Genomic DNA, 2,845 nt, shown 5'->3' with positions numbered 1-2,845 from the left:
AGGCTCAGCGGTGACCTCGAGGGGTACGCCCGGTTTGCACTCGCGGCGACGACAGGCGGCACCCGGCTCGACTTCCAGCAGGAGGTGGTGGTGTCCGGAGTGTTGGGGGCCCTGTCGGGGATCGCCCGCCCGGTGATGACGTGGAACCACGACCGGATGATGGCGGGTTGTCGCGAGGGGTTGGCGCGGCACGTGCTCGCTGGTTGAGTGCGAGGCGCTGGGTGCGCGTGACCGCCGGTGGTTGAGGTGCGAGGAGCGTAGCGACGAGCCTCGAAACCCCCACCTGTGGACAACTCGGCCTGATCAGAGGCCCGTGTCGGAGGCCGCGCGGTCGTGTTGATGGCAGGGCTGTCGGCCATCAGGCTTCCTCGGTCCTTGGGTCCTCGAGCGAGTTGAGTACAGCAACCCTGCCCAAGGTGCGCCAGAACCGCGAGGCTCCACCCATGCAGCCCGAGCAAGGACCCGTCCCGACCGGCGGGAAGCGACTGGCTCCTGCCGCACTCCTCGTCGCGATCGTGGCGTCCATGTGGCTTGTCGGTGGAGCTCACATCTGGCGCGTCGAGGTCCGAGAAGTCGCAACCTTCGGGCTGGAACAAACGCCGCCTGGAACAGTCGGGGACCCCGGCTGGCTTGTCACCGCGCTGTTCACGATTCCGTTTGCGATGGTCGTGGGCTGGACGCTGAGACGCAGCCGCAGCCGATGGCCTGTCGCGATCGTGGCCACGATTCCAGCGGTCGCGATGGCGGTCTGGTTCTCGGTGTTGTTCATGGCCGGCCGATTCGCTGGCGACGACAGCCCCGTCGAGACGTTCGAGATCGAGTTCGCCTGGCTCATGTTCGGGTGCACGGCGTCCCTTCACGCCGTGACCGTAGGTGTCGCGACGATTCCCGTCAGGGTGTGGGCGGGCCTGATCTGCCACCGCAGCGATGTCCGGAATTAGATTGCGAGTGCTGATGGAGCGCGAAGGCCTGATCCGCCACCTCGTTCTGGCGGCGCTGGGCGCGGTCTTGCTGCTGGTCCTCTCGGGTCCGTTGCACTGGGGCCCAGTCTTGGATTTCGAGGGATGGGTGTGGGCTGCGTTGCTCGTGCCGGCGGTGGCGCTCGGTGCAATGGCGGGGCTTCTTGACGGCGCGCTCACTGCCTCGGCTGAGGCGGGAGCCGCCGGCCGGTTGTTCGCCGTCGTGCTCGAACTTGCCGTCTTGGTGCCACTGTGGTGGGTCGCGGTGTTCATGCTGGGTTGGTCGGGGCAGATCGACGGGCAGAGTGCCGACCCGTCCACAGTGATGGTGCCGATCGTGGGTTGGTTGGTCGGCCCCACGGTGCTGCACCTCGTGGCCGGCAAGCTCCGGCAACACCTACGAGCGTCCCCGGGTTGGCTCCGATCGGAGCCCAGTTCCGCCCTCCACGACCAGTAACCGCTCCCCGGCGCGACGCGCCATCCGCGGGTGTGGTTCCTGAGCCGCTTGCCCAACTGCTGGCTGGCGTCAGGACGATGAACCGGTCGAGCTGAGCGCCCGCTGCTTCGCGATGAACTTCGTGGCCATCTTGTTCACGAAGGTGGGTGCGAGCCGACCGATCCGCCAGGCCATCCGGGCCTGCCGCGGCTCGATGACCAGCGCCCGGTCGGCGGCCACCGCCTCGAGGGCGCGCAGGGCCAACAGGTCGGGGTCGACGGGGTTCTTGATGCCCTGGCCCTCGAGGTAGAAGTCGCGGCCGCGGAACGCGCCGAACTCGCCCTTGTCGAGGATCGGGGTGTCGACGGCCGCCGGACAGACCGCGGTGACGCCGACGCCGTACGCCGCTGCCTCGGTCCGCAACGCCAGGGACAGCCCGACCACCGCGTGCTTGGTGGTGACGTACGACGTCATCAGGCCGGCCGCCATCAGTCCGCCCATCGATGCCGTGTTGACGATGTGGCCGGAGCCTTGCCTGATCATCTGCGGGTACGCCGCGTGCACGCCGTGGACGACGCCGCGGATGTTGACGTCGATGATCGCGTTCCACTGGTCGAGCGTGAGGTCCTCGGTGTTGCCGAGGAAGGTGATGCCGGCGTTGTTGAACATCAGGTCCAGGTGCCCGCGCTCGGCGACCACTGCGTCGACGGCCTGCTGCACGTCGTCGGGGGAGGTGACGTCGACCCGGCGAGCGGTCGCGGAGCCGAGCCCGGTCGCCGTACGAGCCACCGACTCGGCGCTGGCGAGGTCGACGTCCGCACACACGACGTGCGCGCCGGCGCCCACGAGGGCCCGGGTCAGCGCGGCGCCGATCCCGGAGCCGCCCCCGGTGACGATCGCCGTCTTGCCGGTGAGGTCGGGGGCGCTCATGCGAAGGCCTTCTCGATCAGCCCGACGAGGTCGGGGTAGCGCTTGAGGTGGGCGCCGCCGTTGATGGCGAGCACCTCGCCCGTGATCCACGCGGCGTCGTCGGAGAGCAGGAAGCGGACAGCGGCGCCGATCTCGGACGGTTCTCCCGAACGGCCGAGCGGGGTGTTCTCGAGGTACTCGTCGCGGATCCCGGCGATGTCCATGGCCGGTGCGGTCAGCGGGGTGACGACCAGGCCGGGCGCGACCGCATTGACCCGGACGCCGCGGGGCCCGAGCTCCAGTGCGGTGACCTCGGTGAGGGCGACGAGGCCCGCCTTCGCTGCGCAGTACGCCGCCAGGCCGGTGCCCGGCTGACGGGCATTGAGCGACGACAGGGACACGAGCGAGCCGCCGTCGGCGATGCGCTTCCCGGCGTGCTTGAGCACGAGGAAGGCGCCGGTCAGGCAGACGTCGACGACGCGCCGCCACTCGGCCGCGTCGTGGTCGACGACGCGGGACAGCGTGCTGACGCCCGCGCAGT

Annotated in this window: 4 protein-coding genes and 1 pseudogene; 3 read left to right on the top strand and 2 right to left on the bottom strand. The window is 69.6% G+C overall.

Annotated features, from left to right (window positions below):
* From ACOADB_RS12405 to ACOADB_RS12395, 3 genes and pseudogenes are all read left to right on the top strand, one after another.
* Positions 1–207: pseudogene (locus ACOADB_RS12405) on the top strand (polyketide cyclase); the annotation flags it as partial.
* Positions 208–524: 317 nt separating this feature from the next.
* Positions 525–941 (top strand): hypothetical protein, encoded by a 417-nt coding sequence (locus ACOADB_RS12400; protein ID WP_378598788.1) that lies wholly within the window; start codon positions 525–527, stop codon positions 939–941.
* Between the two features lie 13 nt (positions 942–954).
* Positions 955–1,416, top strand: coding sequence for a hypothetical protein (locus ACOADB_RS12395; RefSeq protein WP_378598785.1), 462 nt, complete (start codon positions 955–957; stop codon positions 1,414–1,416).
* A gap of 69 nt (positions 1,417–1,485) precedes the next feature.
* Here the strand turns inward: ACOADB_RS12395 and ACOADB_RS12390 are convergent, their stop codons facing one another.
* Both ACOADB_RS12390 and ACOADB_RS12385 read right to left on the bottom strand, forming a co-directional pair.
* Positions 1,486–2,325 (bottom strand): SDR family NAD(P)-dependent oxidoreductase, encoded by an 840-nt coding sequence (locus ACOADB_RS12390; RefSeq protein ID WP_378598782.1) that lies wholly within the window; start codon positions 2,323–2,325, stop codon positions 1,486–1,488.
* A partial coding sequence (locus tag ACOADB_RS12385) for an SDR family NAD(P)-dependent oxidoreductase (protein WP_378598779.1) occupies positions 2,322–2,845 on the bottom strand: 524 nt, incomplete at its 5' end. The genes ACOADB_RS12385 and ACOADB_RS12390, both read right to left, overlap by 4 nt.

It is taken from the genome of Nocardioides sp. CPCC 206348 (genome assembly GCF_048654705.1).
GTDB lineage: Bacteria > Actinomycetota > Actinomycetes > Propionibacteriales > Nocardioidaceae > Nocardioides.
The sequence above is the reverse complement of the archived record's forward strand: the minus strand, read 5'-3'. Positions and strand labels throughout refer to the sequence as shown.

Coding starts and splice junctions, on each gene's coding strand:
- ACOADB_RS12400 (WP_378598788.1), top strand. CDS start 525: ATGTGGCTTGTCGGTGGAGCTCACATCTGGCGCGTCGAGGTCCGAGAA.
- ACOADB_RS12395 (WP_378598785.1), top strand. CDS start 955: ATGGAGCGCGAAGGCCTGATCCGCCACCTCGTTCTGGCGGCGCTGGGC.
- ACOADB_RS12390 (WP_378598782.1), bottom strand. CDS start 2,325: ATGAGCGCCCCCGACCTCACCGGCAAGACGGCGATCGTCACCGGGGGC.